The sequence below is a fragment of the Halocola ammonii genome, from assembly GCF_049334165.1.
Classification (GTDB): domain Bacteria; phylum Bacteroidota; class Bacteroidia; order Flavobacteriales_D; family Sanyastnellaceae; genus JBEGHD01.
In genome coordinates, this window is sequence record NZ_JBEGHD010000015.1 from 1 (window position 1) to 19,130 (window position 19,130).

At 44.7% G+C, this 19,130-nt stretch carries 15 protein-coding genes; 3 read left to right on the forward strand and 12 right to left on the reverse strand.

Annotated elements, in window-relative coordinates; all coding sequences use genetic code 11:
* Positions 1-290: 290 nt before the first annotated feature.
* The 8 genes from ABHV44_RS14005 to ABHV44_RS14040 form a co-directional block, all read right to left on the reverse strand.
* Complete coding sequence (locus ABHV44_RS14005; protein WP_459075334.1) at positions 291-725, reverse strand: hypothetical protein; 435 nt, start codon at positions 723-725, stop codon at positions 291-293.
* A 19-nt stretch (positions 726-744) separates the two neighbouring features.
* Positions 745-1,653, reverse strand: coding sequence for a hypothetical protein (locus tag ABHV44_RS14010; protein WP_459075335.1), 909 nt, complete (start codon positions 1,651-1,653; stop codon positions 745-747).
* A 214-nt stretch (positions 1,654-1,867) separates the two neighbouring features.
* Complete coding sequence (polA, locus tag ABHV44_RS14015) at positions 1,868-4,660, reverse strand: DNA polymerase I (RefSeq protein ID WP_459075336.1); 2,793 nt, start codon at positions 4,658-4,660, stop codon at positions 1,868-1,870.
* 70 nt (positions 4,661-4,730) lie between these two features.
* Positions 4,731-5,246, reverse strand: a complete 516-nt coding sequence (locus ABHV44_RS14020) for a DUF2480 family protein (protein WP_459075337.1) — start codon at positions 5,244-5,246, stop codon at positions 4,731-4,733.
* A 6-nt stretch (positions 5,247-5,252) separates the two neighbouring features.
* Entirely contained in the window at positions 5,253-7,190 is a 1,938-nt protein-coding gene (gene dxs, locus ABHV44_RS14025) for a 1-deoxy-D-xylulose-5-phosphate synthase (protein WP_459075338.1), read from the reverse strand.
* A gap of 105 nt (positions 7,191-7,295) precedes the next feature.
* Positions 7,296-7,988, reverse strand: coding sequence for a phosphoribosylformylglycinamidine synthase subunit PurQ (gene purQ / locus ABHV44_RS14030; protein ID WP_459075339.1), 693 nt, complete (start codon positions 7,986-7,988; stop codon positions 7,296-7,298).
* Between the two features lie 136 nt (positions 7,989-8,124).
* Positions 8,125-10,725 carry a PKD domain-containing protein gene (locus ABHV44_RS14035; RefSeq protein ID WP_459075340.1) on the reverse strand — a complete coding sequence of 867 codons (2,601 nt, stop codon included), beginning with the start codon at positions 10,723-10,725 and terminating at the stop codon, positions 8,125-8,127.
* 73 nt (positions 10,726-10,798) lie between these two features.
* Entirely contained in the window at positions 10,799-11,797 is a 999-nt protein-coding gene (locus tag ABHV44_RS14040) for a DUF6427 family protein (protein WP_459075341.1), read from the reverse strand.
* Positions 11,798-11,861: 64 nt separating this feature from the next.
* Here ABHV44_RS14040 and ABHV44_RS14045 point away from each other — a divergent pair, with 64 nt between their 5' ends.
* A complete protein-coding gene (locus ABHV44_RS14045) occupies positions 11,862-12,050 on the forward strand; it encodes a hypothetical protein (RefSeq protein ID WP_459075342.1) in 189 nt (62 codons plus the stop codon).
* Between the two features lie 37 nt (positions 12,051-12,087).
* On the opposite strand, the gene purD is transcribed toward ABHV44_RS14045, so the two are convergent.
* On the reverse strand, positions 12,088-13,386 hold the full coding sequence (gene purD, locus ABHV44_RS14050; protein WP_459075343.1) for a phosphoribosylamine--glycine ligase: 1,299 nt from the start codon (positions 13,384-13,386) through the stop codon (positions 12,088-12,090).
* Positions 13,387-13,510: 124 nt separating this feature from the next.
* Between purD and ABHV44_RS14055 the strand changes: the two genes are divergently transcribed.
* Both ABHV44_RS14055 and ABHV44_RS14060 read left to right on the forward strand, forming a co-directional pair.
* Positions 13,511-14,278, forward strand: a complete 768-nt coding sequence (locus ABHV44_RS14055; RefSeq protein ID WP_459075344.1) for a glycosyltransferase family 2 protein — start codon at positions 13,511-13,513, stop codon at positions 14,276-14,278.
* Positions 14,268-15,383, forward strand: a complete 1,116-nt coding sequence (locus ABHV44_RS14060; protein WP_459075345.1) for a glycosyltransferase family 4 protein — start codon at positions 14,268-14,270, stop codon at positions 15,381-15,383. Before ABHV44_RS14055 ends, ABHV44_RS14060 begins: the two co-directional genes overlap by 11 nt.
* Here the strand turns inward: ABHV44_RS14060 and ABHV44_RS14065 are convergent.
* The 3 genes from ABHV44_RS14065 to rnpA are packed head-to-tail and all read right to left on the reverse strand — an operon-like array spanning position 15,350 to position 19,032.
* On the reverse strand, positions 15,350-16,936 hold the full coding sequence (locus ABHV44_RS14065; protein ID WP_459075346.1) for an O-antigen ligase family protein: 1,587 nt from the start codon (positions 16,934-16,936) through the stop codon (positions 15,350-15,352). The genes ABHV44_RS14060 and ABHV44_RS14065 overlap by 34 nt on opposite strands.
* A 12-nt stretch (positions 16,937-16,948) precedes the next feature.
* On the reverse strand, positions 16,949-18,631 hold the full coding sequence (locus tag ABHV44_RS14070) for a S41 family peptidase (protein WP_459075347.1): 1,683 nt from the start codon (positions 18,629-18,631) through the stop codon (positions 16,949-16,951).
* A complete protein-coding gene (gene rnpA, locus ABHV44_RS14075) occupies positions 18,628-19,032 on the reverse strand; it encodes a ribonuclease P protein component (protein ID WP_459075348.1) in 405 nt (134 codons plus the stop codon). The genes ABHV44_RS14070 and rnpA overlap by 4 nt, the downstream gene beginning before the upstream one ends.
* Between the last annotated feature and the right edge of the window lie 98 nt (positions 19,033-19,130).

Consider the following 19,130-nt stretch of genomic DNA (forward strand, 5'->3'; position numbering starts at 1 on the left):
GCGGCTTTGCCGCGCGCCCTCTTCGTTTTTTACTACCTGTCTTGTTGTTGTAATCTAAATCCTGATTTTTGGTGTCTTCCTTAACAGTGCTCCGACATTGACGTTCTGAGTAATTCGTGAATGCGTGTATTCACTTCCATCGGAGGCTGAAGCCAGGCCCTTGTAACACCTGCCGTTCTTGAGGGTTTCTAGAAGTAAAAAAACGGATGTGCTGTTAACTGTTAGCACAAAAAAACTCCGGCCGACTAGTCGACCGGAGTTTTTTCTAAGCTTATCTAAAATTGTATTTTCTAACTTTCTTTTGATCCTACCATCACTGAAACACACCCTTCATGCACGAGGGAGTTGTTTTCAGTTTCCGATTCAGGAATTTTTATTCGGACGATTAACTGCTGAGTCGAGGCCACTTTGAAGTCAAACATCGACTTGTCTTTCTTGTCCTTGTTGCTGTAAATCAGTTCCTCGTCAGCATCCAAAACTTCGAATTCAACTTCTCCTAAGATTGGATGAGTGCAAACAAGTAGTCTGTATTCTTTGTCTGCGTAAAATGTGAGAAGTAATTCTGCCTCATCACCTGGAACCAATACGGCACTATTGAAGTTGTCATTCTGAATGTACTCTCCCAACTCTGGAAGGCATTTCTTTTTGGTGAAGCTTCTACACTGAGAGTGAACTGTCAGTGGAAGTGCAATTAAAACGGGAAGAAGATATTTAAATATTTTCATGATATGCGAAGTTTCGATATTAGTTGATATAGTTGTTCCTGGTTTCGGTTACTTTCTCTACGATAGCATCGAGTGTTTCGTTCGATATTTCTGCAGAAGATTTTCCGCCAATGACCATAGTGCCTGATTCATCCTCAGACGTTTCAGTGTCACCTTTTTCTATACTCACCTGATCATAAATAGTTTGGATTTCTTTTAGGTCGGCAACAACTTCTTGCAACTTCTCTTGATTCTCATAGCTTTCGAGAAGCGCGATCAAGTCCTTGAGCGAGTACTTCTGCTCTGCAATTCGCTGCTTCAGTGCAGCGTTGTCTTCGGTGAGGTGTTGTGAAGCAAGATAAAGTCCTTCTACCCAACCTCCGGCAATCACGATGGCCGAAACTTCTTCACGTCCATTTTCTTTGAGGTAGCTGTTGAGCGACCAGTAAGCATCACTAACGATGCGCAGCAAACTGTCGCGATTGTTTCTATTGTCGTTGATTCTGTTGTAAATGTCTTTTTCGATCGCTCCTGCAACTCCAAGGTCTTTGGAGAGTTTTTGAACTGCTGACAGGTAGTAGATAGACTCCTGATTTTGCTCGAACATGCTGGTGTAGCTCAAGTCGGCTCCGTAGATGCCGAGGTTGAGTGCTTGTTTTTGAGCAGTAGAGTAGCGGTTGACATTTTCTACATCATTCAAAATGCTTTGATCGTATGACTCGCCACTCTGTTGAATAAGTGAAGCCATTTCGATGGGTGAAGGGATGGTGTAAAAAATCTTTTTAACCTTTTCGGCTTTAAAATCAGCGTCTTCCTCCTGGATGTCATTGATTTTTACTTCCTCTTTATTTTCTTCCGAAGAAGACTCTCCACCATTACATGAGGTGAAGAAAGCTCCTGATAATAATATCAGGCTGAGGGTGAACAGAGATAGCTTGTTTGAAAACATGGTTTAACTGAGGTTTATTTATTTCTGGTCAAATTATAATTTAATTGCTTACGATTAAAACTTTTTCTCTGTGGGTGCTTACGCTGCAGTGAAAAAAAAGTTTGTTTTCCTATACAATATTAGTCAAATGTATTTCACACTTAAAGCCAATCGGTAGGAGCTTACCCCAATGCGCAGGTAAGAATGGTCCTACATGCCACAGGAAAAGTAAGCGCTAATGGGCCTCCAGCCAGTTTTTACCTTTACCGATATCGACTTTTAATGGAACTGCAAGCTTCACAGCGTTTTGCATTTTGTCCTTTATCATCGATTGAAGTTCTTCAATTTCGTCTTTATGAGCGTCAAAAACGAGTTCATCATGCACCTGCATGGTCATCTTTGATTTGTAATTACTTTTCTTCATTTCGCGATGAATGTCGATCATGGCAATCTTGATGATGTCTGCTGCAGATCCCTGAATTGGGGCATTGATGGCGTTTCGCTCGGCAAAGCCACGAACAACAGCATTCTTAGAATTGATGTCTGGTAAGTACCTTCGTCTGCCCTTGATCGTTTCCACATAGCCCTGCTTTCGTGCAAACTCGATGTTTTTGTTCATGTATTCCTTGATCTTACTGTACTTTTCAAAGTAAGAGTCAATGATTTCTTTGGCCTCGCCACGTTTGATGTTGAGATTTTGTGCAAGTCCAAAAGCTCCCTGTCCGTAAATAATTCCGAAGTTCACTGCCTTTGCCTTGCTTCTCATTTCGCGATCGACATCTTCCGGTTTCACATCAAAAACTTTGGAGGCTGTGGCGCTGTGAATGTCTTCTCCATCCAAAAATGCCTGCTGCATGTTTTCGTCTCCGCTCAGGGCGGCAATTATTCTCAGCTCTACCTGGGAATAATCCGCTGCCAAGAGGAAGTAGTCTTCGTCTCTGGCTACAAATGACTTCCTGATGCTTCGTCCACGTTCTGTGCGAATGGGAATGTTTTGCAAGTTGGGATTGTTGGAACTCAGTCGTCCGGTAGCGGCTACTGTCTGCATGTAGTTAGTGTGGAGTCGTCCCGTGTTCTTGTCAATGAGTAAGGGAAGTGGATCTACATAAGTAGACTTCAGCTTTTTGAGCTGGCGGTAATTCAAAATCTCGCTAACTATTTCATGATTGTCGGTGAGTTTGCTAAGCACGTCTTCACTTGTGCTGTACTGACCGGATTTGGTTTTCTTAGGCTTTTTGGTAATCTCCAGTTTTTCATAAAGGATGGGGCCAAGCTGTTTTGGCGAATCGATGTTAAAGTCTTCTCCTGCCAGCTCGTGGATGTTCTTCTCCAGCTTTTCTATGTCTTTGCCAAGCTCCTGAGAAAAGTTTTTTAGTGTTTCGGTGTCGAGCTTCACCCCTTCGAGCTCCATGTCTGAAAGGACATGAATCAACGGCACTTCTATTTTCTCAAACAGATCCTTAAGGTGATTTTTGTCGATTTCACCCTGAAATTTCTCTTTCAATTGAAGAGTAATGTCGGCATCTTCTGCCGCGTATTCGTAAACCTCTTTTGGGTCGAGGTCGGCCATGCTCTTTTGGTTTTTACCTTTCTTGCCGATCAAAGTAGAGATTGAAACCGGCTGGTAGTTGAGGTAGGTCTCTGCCAACAGGTCCATGTTGTGCTTCATCTCTGGATTGATCAGGTAGTGAGCCAGCATGGTGTCGAAGACTTTGTTTTTAATGTCGAAGCCATATCTCCGAAGCATTTTCAAATCGTACTTCAGGTTTTGGGCAACTACAGTTTTCTTCTCGTCTTCAAATATCTTTCTAAATGATTCCACCTTTTCCGTGATCTCCTCTTTAGAGCCGCCTAGTGGAAGATAAAAAGCCTCACCGGCCTTCAATGAAAAAGACATTCCGACCAGGTCTGCTTCCATTGCTTTTAGTGCACTGGTCTCGGTGTCGAAAGAATAAGTTGAAGCTTTCTCCAGCTTTTTGACTAATTCGTCAATCTCCTTTTTGCTTTCGATGAGTTTGTAATCGTGCTTGGTGTTTTCGATGGTTTTCATCTCAACTACCTCTTCTTTGGAGTAGCTGTCGTCATCACTATCGTCATTGCCAAACATGCTGATCTGACCTTCACCCTCAGTTGCCGCGATGTCTTCTTCGAGCAATCTTTTGGCAAGCGTGCGAAACTCGAGCTCGGCAAAAACTTCGCGGATGAGATCCTTGTCGATGTCTTCCAGGATCAGTTTTTCTTCCTCAAGTTCTACTGGAACATCTGTAATAATGGTGGCCAGTTTTTTCGAAAGGAGCGCCTGTTCGCGGTTGTTCTCCACGTTCTCTTTCTGCTTTCCTTTAAGCTCGTCAACGTTTTCAAGAAGGCCTTCCACAGAGCCGTATTTCTTGATGAATTTTTTTGCAGTCTTTTCACCGATTCCGGGAATTCCTGGAATATTGTCGACTTTATCACCCCACATGCCGAGGATATCTATGACCTGATTGGGGTCCTCAACAGAAAACTTTTTTTGCACCTCTGGAATTCCCCAAACTTCGGCCTTGTTGCCAAACCTACCGGGCTTGTACATGAAAATTTTATCTGAAACGAGCTGTGCAAAATCCTTGTCTGGCGTCATCATGTAGGTGGTGAATCCTTTTTGTTCGGCTTTTCTTGCAAGCGTACCAATAACATCGTCTGCCTCGTATCCTTCGTAAATGATAATGGGGATCTTGAATCCTTCTATGATTTTCATCACATAGGGGATGGCCAATTTGATGTCTTCTGGCGTTTCTTCTCGATTGGCTTTGTATTCAGTGAAATATTCGGAACGAACAGTTTCTTCAGGTGGGTCGAAAACTACAGCAATGTGAGATGGTTTTTCATTGTTCAGGATGTCGAGCAACGTGTTGGTGAAGCCAAACATTGCCGAGGTGTTCAAACCTTTGGAACTGATACGTGGGTTTTTGATAAAGGCGTAGTACGATCTGTAGATCAACGCATAAGCGTCAAGCAAAAAGAGTTTTTTCTCCGTGTCCTGAGTGATCATTCAAGAAAATATTGGTTGGAAGCCGAATTTAGCTAATCCCAACTGAAAAGCTCAGGAGGAGTGAAGGAATTTATTTTTTAGGACGTTTCCACACGGGAACAGTGGAGCAGGGCTCGCCATACATGATCATTTTTGCCTTGCTCTGGAGTAAGTTTATCAACTCCACAAAAGCTGCTTCAGAAACGGCCTTGTCGCTGCAGCCTTTTACTACAATCCGCGCGTCTTCGAAATCGTCCGGATTGATTCCGCTTCGTAGCTTTTCAATGATCAAAACAGTTTTGAGCGTTTCAGCGGTTCCAAAAACTACTCGCTCGGCATGCTCTTGAAGACTGGAAGCCAGTAGCATGTAAGCCCATGTTGGAACGATTGCATCTGCCGAACAAAAAATTGCGACAGCTTTTCCTGAGTACTTCGACCAGTCGTTGGTTTTAACGAATTCTCTGAAATCCTTTTCCTTAAGAGCGATTCCCTGCCATAGGTTTTCTGCAATGTCGATTTCAGCGACTGGAATTTCCGGGAAATACTTGTCGAGTTCTACAGTTTGAATGCCGCTTTTTGCGACTTTATTTACAATCTCTTCTGCCATATTAAACTATCCTACCATCTTCTTTTTGGAGACAGCTCCAGGGAGCATCTCTTTAACGGTTTCAACGATATTCATCGTGTTGTAACCGCACTCTGTGTAAAGCTCTTCCTGGCTGCCGTGTTCGATAAAGTTATCTGGGATGCCCAGTCTTTTCACCTGAGCCTGATATTCGTTGTCGGCCATAAACTCGATCACTGCACTGCCCATTCCACCCTGAATGCATCCGTCTTCCACGGTGATGACTTTATTGAATTTAGTGAAGATTTCATGCAACATCACTTCATCGAGCGGTTTGGCAAAGCGCATATCGTAGTGAGCTGTTGAAATATTTTCTTCTTCGAGAAGTTCCGCAGCTTCAACAGCCTTGTTGCCGATGTGGCCGATGGTCAAAATTGCGATGTCTTCTCCGGAGCGAATCTTTCGACCTTTGCCTACTGGTGTCTTTTTTATTGGGGTTTTCCACTCTGGCATCACGCCTTTTCCTCGTGGGTAGCGAATGCTGAAAGGACCTCCGTGGATTGATCCAGTGTACATCATGTTTCTCAGCTCGGCTTCGTTCATCGGGGCTGCTACTACCATATTTGGTACGCAACGCATATAGGCAATGTCGAAAGCTCCATGGTGAGTTGGCCCATCGGCTCCGGCAATTCCGGCTCTGTCCAGACAAAATACTACTGGCAGATTTTGCAACGCCACATCGTGTACCACCTGATCGTAGGCTCTCTGCATAAACGATGAGTAGATATTGCAAAAAGGAACCAATCCCTGAGTTGCCAATCCCGCTGAGAAGGTAACAGCATGTTGCTCTGCAATTCCCACATCAAATGCTCGGTCGGGCATGGCCTCCATCATATATTTTAGCGAACTACCAGTGGGCATCGCTGGAGTAATCCCAACAATTTTTTCGTCTTTCTCGGCCAACTCGATGATCGTGTGGCCAAATACATCCTGATATTTTGGCGGCTCAGGAGTTTTGGGAGTGACTTTGATGATCTCTCCAGTAGTCTTGTTGAAAATCCCAGGTGCATGCCATTTCGTGGCAGATCCTTTCTCTGCAGGTTCGTACCCTTTTCCTTTCACCGTTACGCAGTGCAGCAATTTTGGACCTGGAATATCTTTAAGATCATCCAGAACTTTCACCAGATAATCGACATCGTGGCCATCGATGGGTCCGAAGTAGCGAAAGTTGAGTGATTCAAAAAGGTTGCTCTGTTTGAGTAGGGTCGATTTAATTCCATTTTCTACTTTCTGCGCAATCGCCTGAGCGTTCGGTCCAAACTTGCTAATCTTGCCGAGCAAGTTCCAAACTTCGTCTTTTACCTTGTTGTAGGTGTGCGAAGTGGTAATATCCGTTAAATATTCTTTGAGTGCACCAACGTTCGGATCTATAGACATGCAGTTGTCATTCAGAATCACAATCATGTTGGTGTCTTCAATTCCACCGTGGTTGAGCCCCTCGAAAGCCAATCCGGCTGTCATGGCACCATCGCCAATCACAGCAATGTGTTGCCTGTCTGGCTGATTTTTCAATCTGCTGGCTACTGCCATTCCTAGTGCTCCAGAAACTGAGGTGGAACTGTGACCAACGCCAAAAGTGTCATACTCGCTTTCTGAGCGTTTTGGAAAACCACTGAGACCCTGATACTTTCTGTTGGTTTCGAATTTATCTCGTCTTCCGGTGAGAATCTTGTGACCGTATGCCTGGTGGCCAACATCCCAAACGATTTGATCATAAGGAGTATTGAAAACGTAGTGAAGAGCTACAGTCAACTCTACTACACCGAGGCTGGCACCAAAGTGACCACCTTTTTCTGAAACGACATCAACGATAAACTGTCGAAGTTCTCCGGAGAGCTGTTGGAGTTCCGTTTCAGCAATTTTTTCTCTTAGGTCTTGCGGGAAATTAATTTTCGAGAGCAAGGGACCAGCTTCGTATTGGCTCATAACGCGTGGATTAAAAGTACTGCGTTAACAAACTTAAAAAATTTATGTTCGGGAGTTCGGCCGATATTCAGCTGAATGAAGGCAGGACTTCGCTTTTAAGAAAAATTATGCCATCACATCTTTCAGGATGCTTTCGAAAATAAGTCGGCCGTCTGTGTTTCCGAGCTCAAAGTCGCAAGCTCTTTCCGGGTGAGGCATCATTCCAAAAACATTTTTGTTCTTGTTGGTTACACCGGCAATGTTCTCAATCGATCCGTTGGGGTTCGCTTCTTCGGTTACGTTTCCGTCCTTGTCGCAGTATCTAAAAAGTACCTGATCGTTGTCGTTGATTTCGCGCAGCTGATCTTCTGGAGCATAGAAATTTCCTTCACCGTGAGCAATCGGTATTTTGAGAGCTTTTCTGTGGTCGAGCTCATTGGTCAAAATAGCCGTTTGAGAAACTGGTTGAATATATGTGTTTTGACAAATGAATTTTCTGGAAGTGTTGTGGAGTAGAGCACCTGGGAGCAAGTGAGCTTCGCAAAGCACCTGAAAGCCGTTGCAGATTCCCAGCACGTATCCGCCTTTTTTGGCGTGCTCAATCACCGATTCCATGATCGGTGAAAAGCGCGAAATCGCTCCTGAACGCAGATAATCACCAAATGAGAAGCCCCCGGGCAAAACAATAAATTCCGCTCCTTTAAGGTCGCGGTCTTTGTGCCAAAGTTTTTCTACTTCGAGGTGAAGGCTGTTTTCGAGGGCGTAGATAATGTCTGCATCGCAGTTACTTCCGGGAAATGTGACAACTCCAAACTTCATTGAATTCCTTTTTTTGAACAGCGCAAAAATAGGAATTTCAGAGGTGACTAGCTGCAGCTTAATGAAAAAGAAAAGCCGGGATTTTTATCAGTGAAAATCCCGGCTTCTCCATTTCAAACCAAATCGGAATTATTCACTAATTCGTCACCTTGAATGTTTTTGCATCTCCGTTTTCGAGATCTCTTACTTCGATAAGCTTCAGTTGAGCCTGACTCAATTGCCCGAGGCTTACACGGTCGTTGTCGAAGTTGCCTCTAATGGTGCTCGTGATTTTTTGACCAACGAGGTTGTAGACATTAATCTCAAGTTGACGGCCTTGCTGGAAGTCAATCTGCAAGTACCACCCTGATTGGTCTTTCTTGATTTCTACCAGTCCATTGTCATTGAGTTCTTCCACATTCACTCCTTGCTCTACATTGATAACTGCCTGAAAACTGTCAGCGCAATCATCGTTTTGAGCAGTGAGCTCCACAAGGAAAGTTCCTGTTTGCGTGAAGTTGTGAACTGGATTTTCTTCTTCTGAGAATGTGCCATCGTCAAAGTCCCACTCGTATTGAGTGGCTCCTGAGGTCATGTTGTTAAACTGAAATTCTGCAACGCCTTCGATCAACTCGATAGGTTCACCTGGAACTTCAAATTCTGCAACTACGTCAACAGCTTCAAACACGTTGAATGTCATCTCGCGAGTACAGCCTAACGAGTCTGTCATAATCACGGTGTAATCGCCACCTGCAATATTTTCCAGATCTTCGGTAGAGGCTTCATTAGACCACTGGAAAGTGAGTGGTCCTGTTCCGCCAACGGGCAGCAAGTCGATTGCTCCAACCAGGTCTTCGCCACAATCAATGTGCGTTGGGATGGCGTGAGCAGAAATCTCAGCTCCCTGAGTAATCTGAGTTTGAACTGTTCTTACAGAGCAATATCCACCGTCAGTATGAACTTCAACTGTGTAGGTTCCGGGCGTAAGATCTTCGAATACTACTGGCTCTGTCGTTTGCATCACCGACTCAATTTCGTTGAGGTTGTTGTCGAGCAGGTAGTAATCGTAGGTTCCTTCGCTGATCATATCAACGTTGATCTGCCCGTTGTTGTCACCGAAGCAGGCGATGTTTGTCACTTCTGGAGCAACTTTCTCACTCAAGTGAATTATGAAACGTCCCTGGTTTTCTACTACTTCTGAATCAAATTCAAACTCCCCCGTTGCGGTAAGATCGTAAATTTGACCAGTTACTGTATCTTCCATATAAAGGCAACGATCGTCAGCCATGTTTTGAGGTATATCCTGAATTGCCAGAGTGTAAGTGGCCGCGGTATTTACACGAATTAACACAGGAATCGAAAGTGATTCGTTTGTCAAAGGCACTGAGTTAATGCATAGTGTAAGATCTTCTGAGCTCACTGAGCTAATGCTAATGGGATTTGAAGAGTTTTGGAACTTGAACGCATCTTTGTCTGACTCATATTCCATTGAAGCTTCCTCATCAAACACTACGATAATTTCATCTCGTGTAGCTCCATTGCTGAGCTTCAGTTTGAGAAAATCTTCAGTCGTATTTACTTCTGTTGATGTTTCAGAAGTTTTTGCCGTTTCATTCACTGTCATTGATGGGTTTTCTCCGCTGGCTTGAACCCAAAATGAATCACCGGCACCAATAATTGGAGATCCGTTGTTTACGGCATATCCGTTAAGATAAGTTCTAAAGCGCTTCATCTCGCTGTTCCACAAATAAAGTGCTCCAGCCATATTGTTTTTCTCCCACCCAGATTCTGATGTCCAGTCAATGCTTCCCGGGTAAGGGTTTGCTACCAGATTGAGACCATCTCGTTTTGTATCTCCGTTTTCAGTATATGTCACTGGAAAATCATGCTCACCAGTTATAATTTCACCTTCGAAATCGAGGGTGTAAGTACCTGCATTTGAATACAGATAGTAACCCAGGCCAGCTTCAATGGTGTCTGCTGCTGTCCCCACAGGTAAGTAAGAGTCAGCATCAATTGCAACTGGTTCAGAATAATAGCGGAGGTTGACAAAGCTGGAATTTGGAAAGTTAGAACCGGGATAGCCTGTTGTAGTTACGTCATCGTTTAGTTGGCCAAACGTTGCATCTACAAATGGAGCTCCGAATTGCATCCAACCGGCCGTTGTGTTGTGAAATTCTTTTTCGAGTTTCACATCACCGGTGATAGATCCATTAATAAGAGGAAGCAAAGAAGCTGTTTCCCCAAGCTGAGTCTTCAAAGTGAACATACCGTTTGTCTGAAGATTGGAGCCCTGAATATTAAGAGCATGGAAAACACCTGTTTCTCCATTTACTATAACATTCTGGCTTCCGGAAAGCTCGAGCTCATAGAAATCAGTAATACCTGAAATAGCTTGATCTTCTGTCCCGGAAAAGATTACTTTTCCGGATTCAGATCCAAAATTTCCCTGGTTGTCCCAGTCTCCGGTAACGGTCAATTCTATAACCGAGGAAGCACTCAAAGTGAGCGTTCCTCCACTGATTATCGAAAGGTTCTTTACGGTTGTGTTTTCAGTGAGGTTGAGTTCTGAAGTGGCAGAGATGACCACGTCATCTTCCGGAGAAGGTACACATCCGCAGTCCCAGTTATCCTGATTACTCCATTCTCCTGAAGAGATAGATTGCACTGTAGATTGCGCATTTGCTGAAAAAGCACTCACAAAGGTGAATCCCAAAACAGCGGCAAATGCGGCAAGCGATTGGTAAAAAGTTTTCATTTTCTGGATTGTTTTTAAGACGTACGAGTTAGGTTCTTGTCCTCCCCTGTACGGTACTTAATCCAGAAAGGTTTTAAATGATTGACATATCACTGAGGTATGCAGCCAGACGAAAGATGCGGAAGATAACAATGGCGAAAAACAGAGCGAGAATAACATTGGCTACCCACTTTTTCTTCAATTCCAAAAAGTGCATAGCGTAATAAACTGCGAGTGGAGCAGACAGCAGCAACAACTCACCCGAATGATGGTAGTAGACTCCAACAGCCGCGATTAGCAAAAAGCCGATACTCATAATGGTAAAAACTGACTTGATGTTTCTGGAACGGTTAGACGAAAATCCATAAGACCTCAAATACTCTAGCAGTGAAGGGAAAAACAGAAGTCCGCAAAACACGAGTGCAGATTCCTGATAAAGGTCCAGTCGTTGCAGGTTGCCAACAGAACTATACGCGAAAGCTGCACTTTCCAATGCGTCCTGGTTCATGAAGATTGCGTAAATAAACCAATAAGCAACAGGTAATGTGCCGGCAATGAGGGGGAGCAATAGTTCTCGCCAATTAAAAGCTCTGGTGTATAAAATTGAGATGAGCAACGGAATAAACAGTCCGGCCATTGGCAGATAAATCAGAGCACTAATACCTATCCAAAAGCCAGACATAAAGTACTCGTGAAGGACGCGAGTTTGTCGATAAACTGAAAGCATGAAACTCAAAGCAGGCAGAGATAACACTAGAGCTGGAAGCACAGGGTGAAAGCTCTGAAGAGGCATAAACAGAAATGCCGTCAGGATGAAAAAGAATGCCGGTAGGTGATTACTCTTTGAGTGAAATTCTGAACGATTGAAAATCTTGTTTAAACCCAGGGCTCCGCTCACCGCAAAAATGAGGTTTAATGAATGTACGAGCCAGGGAGTCTCATTGATGGCATTAAAAAGACCACTGAGCAGAAAAGAATTTTGATCATCCCATTCAATGGGTCGCATCCATTCTGGAACCCACAACAGGAGCGCCAGCAGAATTACAAAGATTGCTGTGAAGGGCTGATTGGATCGAAAAATGCGCAAAATCATCGCGCCAAAGTTAATTGTTTCATATTTTCACTTTCTTGCCTACTTTTGTAAAAAATTAGAAACGATGACGCTCGAAGATATTCTCATTCCAATTGGCGATTTTCTTGTTGCTACTTTCGAAACAGTTCTTGTTCCAATGAGCGAGCCTTTTAACTGGCTCTGTGTTGCTGGCGGTGTTTTGGGTATTGCTGTTTGGCTAGTATGGCAAAACAAATTGAACGCAAAAGCCGAAAGAACTGGCGAGTTGAAGTAGCCCTTCAAAATCGACTAAAAAATTAAGCTCCCGGAAATTAATTTTTCTGAGGAGCTTTCTTTTTGCGCAAATCCGCGCCAATGTCTGTTCGGAAGTTCATTCCTTCGAAAGAAATGTGCTCCAGATTTTCATAGGATTTTTTCACGGCATCCTCGAGGTCTACTCCCAGCGAAGAAACAGCCATCACTCGTCCACCAGAAGTCACAGTCTTCTCACCATCTTTTTTCGTTCCAGCGTGGAACACGACACTCGATTCCGGCACGTTTTCGAGTCCTCTCACTTCTTTTCCCTTTTCGTACTTGCCTGGATAGCCTTCTGAAACAAGCATCACGGTAGCACAAGTTCTCTGATCAATTTCAAGGTCGCACTCCGACAAGGTGTGCGAGGCCATGCCGTCAAAAAGGTGCAGCAAATCCGACTTTAACCTGGGAATTACTACCTCTGTCTCCGGATCTCCCATGCGCACGTTGTATTCAATTACATAGGGGTCACCATTTACCTTCATTAGTCCGAAAAATAAGAAGCCTTGAAAATGAAGCCCGTCCGCAGTTAATCCCTTCATCGTTGGGATGATCACCTGGTTTTTCACTTTCTCCATAAACTCGCGATTGGCAAAAGGTGCGGGGCTCACAGCGCCCATCCCACCAGTATTGGGTCCGGTGTCGCCATCGCCAATCCGTTTGTAGTCCTTGGCTTCGGGCAATATTTTGTAGGACTGACCATCCGTGATCACGAACATGCTCAACTCAATTCCTTTTAGAAATTCCTCGATCACCACTTTTGAACTTGCATCGCCAAATTTTCCATTGAACATTTCATTGAGGGTGTTTTTGGCTTCATCCAAAGATTCTGTAATGATCACGCCCTTTCCTCCTGCAAGGCCATCGGCTTTCAGAACGTAAGGAGGCTTTAGTGATTCCAAAAACTCATTGGCCTCATCCATTTTGTCGATGGTGAAGCTGCCGTATTTTGCTGTGGGAATGTTGTGGCGAGACATGAATTCTTTCGCAAATTCTTTGCTGCCTTCAAGCATCGATGCTTTGCTCCCCGGGCCAACTAAAGTGACGTACGACAAGCTTTCGTCTGCAGCAAAAAAATCTTTAATCCCTTCCACCAAAGGAGCTTCCGGACCAACAACTACAATCGAAATTTTTCTCTCCAAAACGAAGTCGCGAATGGCTGGAAAGTCCATTACATCGAGGTCTACATTCGTTCCGTGGTCAGAAGTGCCGGCATTTCCGGGGGCAATAAAAAGCTCGCGCAAAAGCGAACTTTGGGCGATCTTCCAGCTGAGTGCGTGCTCTCGTCCTCCAGAGCCTAAAACCAGTACATTCATGACTTTAATTGTTTACGCAAATTAACGAAGATCGCAAAGTGGGTCAAAATATTGTTTTCAACAAATGGCCTAGTTTTGCCCGCGCTTTTTACCTTGGCAAATTGCTTTGCAGAAAATCCACTGAGTGAGTAAAAATGTAGAAATATCGGTTGTCGTTATCACCTTTAACGAAGAGAGAAACATCGGGCGATGCCTCAAGTCTGTTCAAAAGGTGGCTGACGAAATTATTGTGGTCGATTCTCACTCGAAAGATCGCACCCAGGAAATTGCAAAATCGCTTGGCGCTCGTGTTATCCCTCACGATTTTGAAGGCTACATCGAGCAAAAGAACTGGGCGTTGGATCAGGCTTCGAACGATGTTGTGCTCTCACTCGATGCCGATGAAGCTTTGAATGAGCAGCTGGCAGATGAGATTCTAAAGGTGAAAACCAACTTTGAAGCTGACGGCTACATTGTAAATCGACTCACTAACTACTGCGGTACCTGGATAAAACACGGAAAGTGGTATCCCGATAGAAAGCTTCGACTTTGGAAGCGCTCCAAAGGCAAGTGGGGAGGAACCAACCCTCACGACAAGGTAGAGATGGAAAAGGGAAGCAAACTCAAAAGGCTCGAAGGGCATTTGCTGCACTACAGCTTCTACACTTTTGATGAACACCTTAAGCAGATAGAGCGATTTACGAACATAGCTAGCCGAGCTGCTTTTGAAAAAGGAAAACGAGCTAGCAGTCTGAATTTAATTCTCAATCCGCTGGCGCGATTTGTCTCAGGGTATTTCTTTAGACTGGGACTGCTCGATGGAAAAGCCGGATTTACGATCGCACGCTACTCGGCCTATGCCAAGTATTTGAAGTACAAGAAACTCCTTGAAATTCAGAAGGATGAAGGATAGCCCCAGAATCTTGCACGTGTCTACGCCTAAAAGCTGGCGAGGTGGAGAACAACAGTTGGCCTATCTCTTCGAGCAGCTTCAAGGCAAAGGCATTCACCAACACATCATTTGCGCAAGTGGCAGTGAGATGGAGCAAAAGTGCAAGACGGAAAAATGGTCGTTCTCCGCAGTTCCAGTGAAATCATCTCTGGACTTTTCCTTTGCCAAAAAACTTCGCAACCTCTGCCTGGAGCAAAAGGTCGACATCGTGCACACTCACGATTCCAAAGGACACACTTTTGCAGTGCTGGCGGCCACCTTCTACCGCAATCAGGCGAGCATCGTGGTGAGTCGCAGAGTTGATTTTCCGGTTTCCGGTTCTCCGCTTTCCAAATGGAAGTACAATCACAAAAAAGTAACGCGCATCGTTTGCGTTTCAGACACTATCAAAAAAATTACAGGCCAGTCGATTCGGGACAAATCGAAACTGGTTACTGTTCACTCCGGGGTAAACATGGCTCGATTTGAAGAAGTGAAAGACACAAGACCACTGGAAAAGGAATTCAACCTTGACCCCAACAAACCGATCATTGGGAATGTGGCGGCTCTGGCACCTCACAAAGATTACCCGACCTTTATTGCCACAGCACAAGAACTAGTGAGACTGGGTGTTGATGCTCAGTTTGTGATTGTGGGAGATGGACCACTTCACAATCAGATCCACCAATTGGTGAAAGAATCGGGCATAGCAGACAAGATTACCTTCACTGGCTTTCGCAAAGATGTGTTAGAGGTGCTGAGCAATTTTGACATCTTTTTGATCACGAGCGAAACTGAAGGTCTGGGAACTTCGATTCTTGATGCGTTCGGTTGCAAAGTTCCTGTGGTAGCTACTCGTGCTGGTGGAATTCCCGAAATTGTCATCCATACCAAGACGGGACTTTCCGCTTCTGTGAAAGACAGCCAAAGCCTTGCGGTGGAAGTGGTGCGATACCTGAGAGATGAAACCTTGAGAAAACAAATGGTGAGAAATGCCAGTGAGCATTTGCAGGAATTTACCGTGGAAGCCACAGCACAAAAGACGCTCAAAGTCTACAGCGAAGTATTGACCGAGTCGCGGTTGTAGACAAACAAAAAGAAGCAGCTGAAAAATGTGAAAAAAGTAATTCCTGCTTGCGTTTCGAGAGTGTCTTCATTGAGAAATGAAACTGCCGAAATGAGGAAGAATGTAATGTAGAGAAAGTCATTACGGTAAACACTTTTACTCAGGGGGTAGAAAAAGCAAAACAAGAAAAACAGAAAACCAAGTGTCCCAAAGGCGATCGCCATGGTGAGGTACTGGTTGTGAGCACGGAGTCTCCAGCGCTCGTCTAGCGGTGAGTCAATCTGATTGTAAGCTTTTTCGAACGCATCGGGAACATCTCCGGTTCCAACTCCAATCACTGGGTTTTCCTCAATGATGTGCCAGCCTGCTCTCCAAAATTCAAATCGCTGAGTAAAAGAATTTCCGCTGGGATCGGCACCGTTGAGGTAGGCATTGATTTCAAAAAGTGTGGCTTCAAACCGTTTCTGAATTCCGGATTTCTCTGGCGCCAAATGATTGGCCACACCACTTTCTACAAGCCGAATGTCCTCATCGGAAAGTGCTGCTATACCCACTGAGTCTTTAGTTAGGCCTTTGCTGGTGAGGTAGCGAATCAAAGTTGCAGAAAGCTGCTGTCCGCGTTTGTCTTTTTTGGAAAAATCGAGATTGCTGCGCTCGTTCCACTCTTGCTCCAATTCATCTTTGTTAACGTAGCGCCACACATAGTAGCCATTTTCCAGCAGGGTACTCTCGGTGTCATGGAAATATGTATTTCCCTGAACGGTTTTTTCAGGAAGCGATCCTTGCGAAAGTTGCTTCGGTGTGAAGTATTCGGATGTGCTTAGGAAAATGTAGCCTGCCACAAAAATAAAAATGGCAAGAGGAAGTGAGCTGCGAAGAAAACGTTTTTTGGGAGTGGTGGCTTTAAGCGCGTAAAAAATCCACCAGGCAAAAACCACGGTTGCCAGAGCTACAAATCCGGTTAGTGATTGTAGCAACCACAAAAAGCCCACGAAATAGACAATGAGCAAGATGTTGAGCAGTTTTATCCATCCGCCAGATTTGTGCAGAAGGTAGATCAAAACACCAACTCCGAGAGCCAACATGAGGCTAAAACGAATGTGGGAGATGAAGACTGAGATGTCGCGGGCATCGTAAAGATCTGGCGATTGATAGAAGTAAATCAGGCACCACAAGGAGCTGACGGCAAGAGCAGCAATAAATATCCAAAGTAGCCAGTGCAGCTCTTTCTTATTGATTTTGGGTGTCCCCACGAAAACCAACGGCATAAAAAGCAGTGGTAGCTTAATCCGCAAGTCGTGAATTCCGTAATCAAAATTTGAAGTCCAGAGAAGGCCAACAATGTGCAGAAAGAAAATTGCCGTGAGCCACCTGGCGGCTTTGTTTTGCCAAAGTAGTTGCCATTTTTTCCACGGCTCTTTGCGAACAGTGCAATCGTAGATGTAATCGAAAATCCAAACGCCAGCGAGCCAAAAACCTGCGATGCTCATTCCAAGTCTCAAGAAGGGAAGTGAAACGAGCATCAGGCCCAATCCTGCTAACCAGAGTATGCGTATAAATCGGGGCCAGGTCAATCAGCTGAATTTTTAATTCTTGGCTGCAGTTCCTGCAAGGATATCGGAGTATCCATCGCGCAGTGTTTTCATCGCAGTAGAAATGTAAGGGTCGCGATCAAGTGAGTGTTTTACTCTACCGGTTTGATAGTAGTATCGCGAAACGATTTCATTTTCCAGGTACTCCTGAATCTGCGAGCGGAACTTCATGAGATCTTCCTCTTTTTTGGGTTCAATCTTGGCGAGGAGCTTTTCAAACTCGACTTCTGCGCCTTCGATGTATTTCTCACGTTCGGCAGTTCTCTTCAGTTCTTCGTACATCTTTTCAGTAGCAGTATTGTATTCAAACTCTTGCTTCAGTGCATAGGCTACAAACTCCTTGTACTGACTGTCTGATAACTCAAATTCCTCTGAGGCAGCAATTTCTGAGTTTTCTCTGTGGAATTTGGTAGCATAATTAAACACAACCTGCTCCGCAATCAGTCCATTGAGGATGTTGCTCAGTTGCTCGTCTTCAACATACACATCCGGACGAATGCCGCGACCATCGAAAACCGGCCGACCGCCTTTGGTTTCGAATTCCTGAATCAACGAATCGGGCACTTCTTCCACCTGTCCGTTCTCAGCTCGGTGAGAGTAATCCAGTTTTTGAATGCATCTTCCACTCGGAATGTAGTACTTGGCCACTGTCAACTTTAGCTTCGCATTGTAGCTCAGGTCTTTTGTCTGCTGCACAAGTCCTTTTCCGAAAGTTTCTTCACCGATCACTACAGCACGATCGAGATCTTGCAGCGCACCGCTCACAATTTCCGATGCTGAGGCCGAACCACCATTTACCAAAACTGTAACAGGAATGTCTGGCGCTATGGGGTCGCTCAGCGTTTCGTGGGTGCGATTCCATTCTTCGATTTTCCCCTTCGTGTTTACTACGGTCGTGCCTTTAGGAACAAACATGTTCACAATATTTACAGCCTCTCGCAATAATCCTCCTCCATTTCCGCGAAGGTCAAAAACGAGTTTTTTCATCCCTGCTTCCTCCAGTTCGCGGTAGGCTTTTTTTACGTCACGGCTGGCGGTCTGCGTAAAGCTTGTCAGTTTGATGTAGCCGGTTTCATTATCGAGCATTCCCGAGTATGGAACATCGGGAATCTTAACCTCTTCGCGGTTCAAAGTAAAAGTCATCAGCTCTTCTTTTCCCGGACGATTCACTTCGAGCTTCACCTCAGTTCCCGACTGACCTTTGAGCAGATCGCTCACTTCGCTCTGTTCCTTGCCTTCGATCGGCCGGCCATCGATGGTGACAATTACATCACCAGCGCGCAAACCTGCTTTCTCTGCAGGAAAACCTTCATACGGCTCAGCCACCGTGATTTTCCCTTCGATAGATTGAATGAGCGCTCCGATGCCACCGTACTCACCGGTTGTCATAAATCGGTAATCCTCAATCTTCGATTCTGGATAGTAGGTGGTGTAGGGATCGAGCGAATTGAGCATGGCGTCAACACCGGTTTTCATCAGCTCTCCGGGCTCGGTTTCATCCACGTAGTAGATGTTGAGATTTTTGTAGAGGCTGGTAAAAATCTCGAGGTTTTTCGAAAGCTCGAAATAGCTGTCGGCAAAGCTGTAGGATCCTACTGAGACCACACCAATCATGGCGATCACTATTGCTTTGCGTAGTTTGTTTTTTTGAAGGGAGAATTTCATGTTCTTGCTCATTGGTTCAGATCTTTGATTAAACGATCCAGCAGACGCTTTATTTTCGGCTCGATGTCCGCAAAAGTCGGCATCTCCTTGTCTGCATAGATAAACATTACATCCAGGTGTTGCTCGTTGTTTTCCGAAAGAAAAGTTTCAAGTTTCGACTTGTTCAAACGGTAGGCTTCTCGCATCAGCCGCTTAATCCTGTTGCGGTGCACTGCTTTTCTAACTTTTCTCTTGCTCACCGAGACGCCCACTTTTAGTGGATGGCCACAGTCATGATGGCCTTTGTTCCAAAAGAGCATCACTGGAAAAGACTTAATCTTTTGTCCATCGGAAAAAAGCGCTTCAATGGCCTTGCGGCTTTTCAGTCTCTCCTTTTTCGGAAAAGTTCGTTTGGCTTCTTTCTCCTGGATCATGGTAGCTACAAAGATTGGAAAATGCAGTGAGCAAAAGGATTAAAAAAACAAAAAACCCCAATCGAATCCGATTGAGGTTTTTGAAGTTTATTCTCGAC

Excerpts from the sequence above, each read along its gene's own strand:
- ABHV44_RS14005 (WP_459075334.1), bottom strand. The coding sequence starts at position 725 with ATGAAAATATTTAAATATCTTCTTCCCGTTTTAATTGCACTTCCACTG.
- ABHV44_RS14010 (WP_459075335.1), bottom strand. The coding sequence starts at position 1,653 with ATGTTTTCAAACAAGCTATCTCTGTTCACCCTCAGCCTGATATTATTA.
- polA (WP_459075336.1), bottom strand. The coding sequence starts at position 4,660 with ATGATCACTCAGGACACGGAGAAAAAACTCTTTTTGCTTGACGCTTAT.
- ABHV44_RS14020 (WP_459075337.1), bottom strand. The coding sequence starts at position 5,246 with ATGGCAGAAGAGATTGTAAATAAAGTCGCAAAAAGCGGCATTCAAACT.
- dxs (WP_459075338.1), bottom strand. The coding sequence starts at position 7,190 with ATGAGCCAATACGAAGCTGGTCCCTTGCTCTCGAAAATTAATTTCCCG.
- purQ (WP_459075339.1), bottom strand. The coding sequence starts at position 7,988 with ATGAAGTTTGGAGTTGTCACATTTCCCGGAAGTAACTGCGATGCAGAC.
- ABHV44_RS14035 (WP_459075340.1), bottom strand. The coding sequence starts at position 10,725 with ATGAAAACTTTTTACCAATCGCTTGCCGCATTTGCCGCTGTTTTGGGA.
- ABHV44_RS14040 (WP_459075341.1), bottom strand. The coding sequence starts at position 11,797 with ATGATTTTGCGCATTTTTCGATCCAATCAGCCCTTCACAGCAATCTTT.
- ABHV44_RS14045 (WP_459075342.1), top strand. The coding sequence starts at position 11,862 with ATGACGCTCGAAGATATTCTCATTCCAATTGGCGATTTTCTTGTTGCT.
- purD (WP_459075343.1), bottom strand. The coding sequence starts at position 13,386 with ATGAATGTACTGGTTTTAGGCTCTGGAGGACGAGAGCACGCACTCAGC.
- ABHV44_RS14060 (WP_459075345.1), top strand. The coding sequence starts at position 14,268 with ATGAAGGATAGCCCCAGAATCTTGCACGTGTCTACGCCTAAAAGCTGG.
- ABHV44_RS14070 (WP_459075347.1), bottom strand. The coding sequence starts at position 18,631 with ATGAGCAAGAACATGAAATTCTCCCTTCAAAAAAACAAACTACGCAAA.
- rnpA (WP_459075348.1), bottom strand. The coding sequence starts at position 19,032 with ATGATCCAGGAGAAAGAAGCCAAACGAACTTTTCCGAAAAAGGAGAGA.